The organism is Bacillus sp. JJ1521, from assembly GCF_036965165.1.
Taxonomy (GTDB): domain Bacteria; phylum Bacillota; class Bacilli; order Bacillales; family Bacillaceae_L; genus Ferdinandcohnia.
Window position 1 is genome coordinate 1 of record NZ_JBALOX010000257.1, and the last position, 6,171, is coordinate 6,171.

Sequence of the window (6,171 nt, forward strand, 5' to 3'; positions counted from 1 at the left end):
ATTGAAATCTGTTCCGCCACCCTCAACCAGGAACTTTTTAAAGCCAGCGCTTGTTCCAGCTCTACTTACCTCAACCGACACATTCTCCTGTTCATTTGTCATGTAATCTTCTGCCAGCTTTGACATTAACGGAAAAACGGTTCCTGACCCATCTATTACAACACTACCATCTAACCCTCCACTAGTTCCGTTATTATTTCCACCACCACATGCACCTAAAATAAGTAGTACTATTGACACAATAAAGAATTTTATGACCTTTTTAAATTCCATTAGAATCACCCTATCTATTTTTTTATCTCTCTTACATTTCCCACCAAAAAGGAAATTTATTTAAAAAGAGTAAAAAATAAATAAACCCAAAACATAAAAAAACCATATCAAGTTTCTACTTATATGGTCGCATGGAAAGTGTATTTAGTTTTAACTAGAAAAAGAATTGCAAAAATAACAACCTGAATACATCATTTTTTTAACCTTACAAGGCATATGGTTCAAAAGGTTTACAAAGATATCGCTCGATAAACTCAGCTAATCCATCATTTTGGTGATGTCCAGTAACAAAATCAGCTACTTTTTTTACATCTTTATTTGCGTTCCCCATTGCTACACCTGTACCGGCATGACGAAGCATCTCGATATCATTTGGTCCATCGCCAATCGNNATGCGTGAATCAAGCTTTTTATAGCAGACCATTTAGAAACATTAGGAGCAAGTAACTCAAACCCGTCATTCCAATCGATGACTTCTGCTTCTCTTTTAAATAAAGCAGATAACTCAGGACTTGCTGTACCTGTTCGAACACTATATTTAAGAACATCTTGATAATTAGCTTGCCTTAAATCCCCAATATATCGTGGCGGAATTTGCCCAACTTTTGTCCAATAATCGATTTCTTCAGTTTGTTCCTTACAATAAAGCCCGTTTGCTGTATGAACTAAAACATTACAAGGATTTTCGGTGGTCAGATGGTGAAATCGTTCTTCATTTAATTGGATGGTTCTCTTTTGTATCGCTTTTCCCGTCATCGCATCGTGAATAGCAGCACCATTCAAACAAATCATCGGAGTTCGTAATCCAAGTTCTTTATGGTAGGGAGCAGTTACTTCATAATGTCGACCAGTGGCTAGAAAAACCTTTATTCCCTGATTAATGAGCCTATTAATGGCTTCTATATTCCTGCGAGAAATGTTATTTGAGGCTGTTAGTAGTGTACCATCCATATCAATAAATATTGCGCGCACATTCATTTAAATTGCCTCCTCATTCGTTGATAAACCAATCATATCATCCGAATATTAAAGCCAAGTAAATTCAGTGTGCAGATTAAATGAAGTTTATTGGACAGCTGAGGACAACCCAAATCGTGTAGTGAAACAACCCAATTTTTGGGACATCTTTATTGAATGGTCGGATTTACAAGTTCATTATTTACTGGAATGCCAAAACCACACAAAGCTGAAAGAAAGCATGCAGATTCTCCTCTGCATGCTTTCTTTTAGTTTCCTACCTTCAAATGCTTTTTGAATTTTGTTGCAATCACTTCGAGAAGGATGGCAACTGCTAGGATGAAGTAGGTGATTGTACCAATTTCTCGTATATCAAGGTAGAAATTACTTGCCATAAACATGTCAAATCCAATTCCACCAGCACCCGCTGCAGCTCCCATGGCAACGGCTACTGCGAAGTTAATTTCAAAACGCAGGAAGGTCCATGAAATCATATACGTGAGGGAGGATGGGATTACGGCTTGGAAAATAATCTGCCACCAGCTTGCACCACTTGCTTGAAGAGCTTCAATCACCCCTTTGTCCAATTCCTCAAACGACTCCGAATAAGCTTTTACTAAGTAGCTGACTGAGTGAAAAGTCATACCAATAACGGCTGCTACACTTCCGAGGCCAGCTGCAACTGCAAAAATTAACACCCATAATACAGTCGGAATAGCACGGATAATGGCTACTGCACTCTTAATTACCGAAGACATTCGTTTAGACGTTAAATTTTCTGCGGCAAGCAATCCCAGAAGTACAGCAATGATCGCACCGAATAAGGTCGTAAGAAAAGCTAAGCCTAGTGTCACAAAGACTTGGTAGAATGCATGTGAAAAGGTGAAATGGTTAAAATGCGGCTCCAAAAACATCGATTTCAAATTTACAATCGTATTCTGTACAGCTTGTATAAAATCTAGCTCCTTATAATCAAAGCTAAAAAATGCGTAAACCGTTAAAAGAGAAAGCACTAATAGCGTCATCCTCGTAACAATCACTGATTTTGTCATTGATTTGATTTTAATATGCTTACGAGGGTAGGCGCTCTGTAGACCTTTAGACGGTGTCGACACCTTCTTTATTTGTTCATTGATCTCCATTACAGAATCACCCTCCTTACATAATTTGAAACGGTCTCAATCGTTAAAATAGCTACCAAAATCACAATTACCACAAGGGATGCAATATCATAGTTCAAGCTTTTATAGTACAAATTAAACGTAAATCCGATACCCGAACCTGTTAATAAGCCAATTAACGTTGCACTTCGAATATTCGTCTCAATCATAAATAATACCCAGCTAATCATTTGCGGTAGGCTTGACGGTATTACAGATTGAAAAATAATTGAAAAATAACTTGCCCCAGTTGCACGTAATGCTTCGACCGAACCACCGCTAACCTCATCAATCGTTTCGACAAACGCTCTCGTTAAAAATCCGAACGATCCAAAAAACAAGGCAAAATACCCAGTTAATGAGCTTTGTCCAAACGAAAATAGGAGAATCATTGCCCATGCAGCCACGTCAATATTACGAAAAACTGTAGCAACTCCTCGACTTATACTTCCAAAAAAGCCATTTACTTTCGTTGTATTTGAACCCATAATCGCAAATAGAATGGCAAACACTGCACCAACGGTTGTAGCAGCTACGGAGACAAGAAATGTTTCGATAAGCTTGTCTAGAATGTTGGGAAGCTTTGACAATGATTCAGCTGTTGGATAAAAATTTCCTAGTGCCCACTCCACTGCCTTCGGAAGGGAAGTGAAGCCTTTTACGATATTGTACTCCGTTATTAAAATAGCCAGGAATGTGACGACACCTAAAATCAAGATAAAGAGAAGAGAATTTCGTCTTTTTTTCGCAAAATAATTAGCTTGCATGGATGCCTCCTAGATCAAAAATCAGCTCATCCGCTTCGGATCCGTAAATCAACTGAATGTCTTCTTTTGTGATGTTTTTAGGAGAGCCTTCAAAAACAACCTTACCACTGTTAATTCCAATAATTCTATCAGAATACTTTAACGCGACATCGACTTGGTGGAGGTTGACTAAAACGGTAATGCCCATTGTAATCGAAATATTTTTTAAATGATCCATAATGGTCTTCGCTGAGTTAGGATCAAGAGAAGCAATTGGTTCATCACAGAGCATCATTTTTGGATTTTGAATCAAAGCTCGGGCAATGCCGACACGCTGCTTTTGACCACCACTTAGCTGGTCAGCCCGTTTGTTAATATGTTCTTCAAGACCAAGCACAGTTAAAATATGATGAGCCTGCTCCTTCTCTTCTTGACTGTAGAGACCGAGAACACCTGCGATTGTTGATTTTTTACCTAGATTACCATGAAGCGTATTTTCGATTACACTTAAGCGATTGACTAAATTATAATGTTGGAAAATCATACCGATCTGAGTACGAACAAGTTTTAGTTCTTTCTTTTTCATTTTCAATACATCTCGATTATCGAACATAATTTCTCCGCTCGATGCATCAATCATCCGATTGATACAGCGAAGGAGAGTTGATTTCCCTGCTCCAGATGGACCAATGATTGAAACAAACTCTCCCTCTTTTACGGAGAAGGTAACATCTGATAATGCCCATGTATCACTGCCGAATTGTTTAGATACTTGATTCACCTGCAGTAAGGCTGTCATCGCTAACCTCTCCTTATCCATTATTCATTCAGTCATTATTTTGAAAGCTCACGAATTGGATTAAACCAAGAATCCTCTACTTTTATTAAACGCTCATCTGCTGATTTCTTAAATAGGCCAGAAAACTCAGAACCCTCTGGTACGAATACTTTTTCGTTATTTGCAATTTCATCAGATGTCATGATTTCAAGAAGCTGTTTTTGAAGCTCTTCATCAACGTTTTCTGTGTTAATAGCAAATGGTGCATTTAATACTGGTGTAACAGAGATTAAAGTAAATTCTTTCCCAGTAACCGTATTAAATGGTTCTGCTGCATTATCGTGTACACGGTAAATTGCACCTGGACGATTTTCATCACCTTCAGCTAATTCAACATAATTATTTACACATGTGTCACAGAATGCTGCTACATCCGCTTTACCCGATAATAGGTTTACTGCTGAACCTTGATGTGAACCACCGTATAATACTTCACTAAAGAATTTGTCGCTTCCACCTTCAAGTAAGTCCTCTGCTGTTAAATCCTTAAACTCACTTTTTCCGGTAAAGTAACTAACAATTCCATTCGATGGGACTTTAAAACCTGATGTTGAGCTATTTGACACAAATGAAAATTTCTTTCCTTGAATATTATCAATGGAGAACTCTCCACCATTCTTATATTCATCTGCATTGTTCTTTTCAACGGATAACCAGCTATAGTATACTGCGTCATCAAGCGTTCCAGATGCACCTGTTGGGACAACTAGTGGAAGAACCTTGTCATTTTTATTGTGTGCTTCTATGTAGCCTTGTGCTCCTAGGAAAGCCATATCTGCATTTCCATTTGCAATTGCTTCAATTGCTACGATGTAATCTGTTGTTGTTTGGTGCTCTACTTTTTTACCAGTTTTCTCTTCTATTACTTTTCCAATTGCATCACGTGCTTCAGTAAGATCTGCTCCGGATTCATTTGGAAGCCAGGCGATTGTTAATTTTTCTTTTGAACTTGCGGATGATGAACATCCCGCAAATACAACTGCCATTGCTAAAGCTACTAAAAACAACAATGTTTTCTTCATTTAAAATCTCCTCACACTGTTTTTATTTTTGTGATAAACAACCTACGTTCACTACTATATCTACTTAATATAAAGCTATCGTTAATAGAGTATTAGAGTTTATTAAGATTTCGTTAAACTGGCACCAGGGGAAAAAACGCCATTTTGCATGTTATATTCACGGTCACATAAATCATTCATGAACTCAAGATCATGGAAAATCCCAAGCATCGTCGTGCCTTCCTTCATTAACTGCTCTATCAATAGTTTCACCTTGATTTTCGAGTCGTGGTCAAGGCTTGCAGTCGGCTCATCTAATAAGAGAAGTCGTGGTTTCTTAACCATCGCACGGGCAATGTTCAGGCGTAGCTTTTCTCCACCTGAAAAAGTGGTTGGGTAGCTATCCCATAGCTCAGGATCTAATTCAAAATGTGAAAGAATGTTTTCCGTTTCCCTCTCCGCCATTTCATGATCGTTTCCCATTTCAATGATTGCCTGCTTCACTAGCTGCCTTGCGGTTGTCCTTGGCATGACATTTAAAAATTGCGACACATACCCAATCTCATGCTTACGTAAATACAGCATTTGTCGATTTGTCGCTTCCGCTAGGTTTATCGGACCAAACCTTTTCGAGTGATAGAAAATGCTTCCCTGCTGAGTCCGGTAGGTCCCATAGATGCATTTTAAAATCGTAGACTTTCCACTACCGCTTTTACCTGTTATTCCAACAAACTCTCCCTCCTTCAATTGAATCCCTACATTTTCAACAGCACGGATATGTTTTCCTACATGATAGAGATGAAAGGCCTTTGTTAAATCTTTAATCTCTAGAAGCGTCTCCATCTGAACACCTACTTTCTATGATCGTTACTACTAAACACGATAATTTGTCTTCTGAATCAGCTTCCCGTCCACAAAGACACTCGTAATTACCGGGAAATCGTCAGTGATTTTTTCAATGATAAGTNNCTGGCTGGATTGATGGTAATAAGCTTTATCATTTCGACCAAGCTTTGTCCATACTGGTCCACTAAAGCAAAAATCGAATGAAGCATGGCTGCAGGATAATAATCACTACACAGAATATCAATTACCTCATTTTGTATTGCTTCAGCCGCCCCCAAATTCCCACTATGAGAGCCCCCGAGTAGCACGTTTGGTGCACCCGCAATCGTGAACATACCAAGTTCTTTTGC

General features: G+C 38.6%; 5 protein-coding genes and 3 pseudogenes. All 8 read right to left on the reverse strand.

Annotated elements, in window-relative coordinates; translation table 11 throughout:
• Nucleotides 1-273 (reverse strand): annotated as a pseudogene (locus V7147_RS24125) (PstS family phosphate ABC transporter substrate-binding protein); the annotation flags it as partial.
• Nucleotides 274-478: 205 nt separating this feature from the next.
• A pseudogene (locus V7147_RS24130) lies at nt 479-1,251 on the reverse strand (HAD family hydrolase).
• 248 nt (nt 1,252-1,499) lie between these two features.
• The gene (locus tag V7147_RS24135; RefSeq protein ID WP_335370338.1) at nt 1,500-2,372 is read right to left on the reverse strand and encodes a PhnE/PtxC family ABC transporter permease; all 873 of its coding nucleotides are present in this window, start codon (nt 2,370-2,372) and stop codon (nt 1,500-1,502) included.
• On the reverse strand, nt 2,372-3,157 hold the full coding sequence (locus V7147_RS24140; protein WP_335370339.1) for a PhnE/PtxC family ABC transporter permease: 786 nt from the start codon (nt 3,155-3,157) through the stop codon (nt 2,372-2,374). The genes V7147_RS24135 and V7147_RS24140 overlap by 1 nt, the downstream gene beginning before the upstream one ends.
• Nucleotides 3,147-3,935 carry a phosphonate ABC transporter ATP-binding protein gene (phnC, locus tag V7147_RS24145; RefSeq protein WP_335370340.1) on the reverse strand — a complete coding sequence of 263 codons (789 nt, stop codon included), beginning with the start codon at nt 3,933-3,935 and terminating at the stop codon, nt 3,147-3,149. The genes V7147_RS24140 and phnC overlap by 11 nt, the downstream gene beginning before the upstream one ends.
• 35 nt (nt 3,936-3,970) lie before the next feature.
• The gene (gene phnD, locus V7147_RS24150; RefSeq protein ID WP_335370341.1) at nt 3,971-4,996 is read right to left on the reverse strand and encodes a phosphate/phosphite/phosphonate ABC transporter substrate-binding protein; all 1,026 of its coding nucleotides are present in this window, start codon (nt 4,994-4,996) and stop codon (nt 3,971-3,973) included.
• Nucleotides 4,997-5,098: 102 nt separating this feature from the next.
• Nucleotides 5,099-5,818, reverse strand: a complete 720-nt coding sequence (locus V7147_RS24155; RefSeq protein ID WP_335370342.1) for a phosphonate C-P lyase system protein PhnL — start codon at nt 5,816-5,818, stop codon at nt 5,099-5,101.
• 30 nt (nt 5,819-5,848) lie between these two features.
• A pseudogene (locus V7147_RS24160) lies at nt 5,849-6,171 on the reverse strand (alpha-D-ribose 1-methylphosphonate 5-triphosphate diphosphatase); the annotation flags it as partial.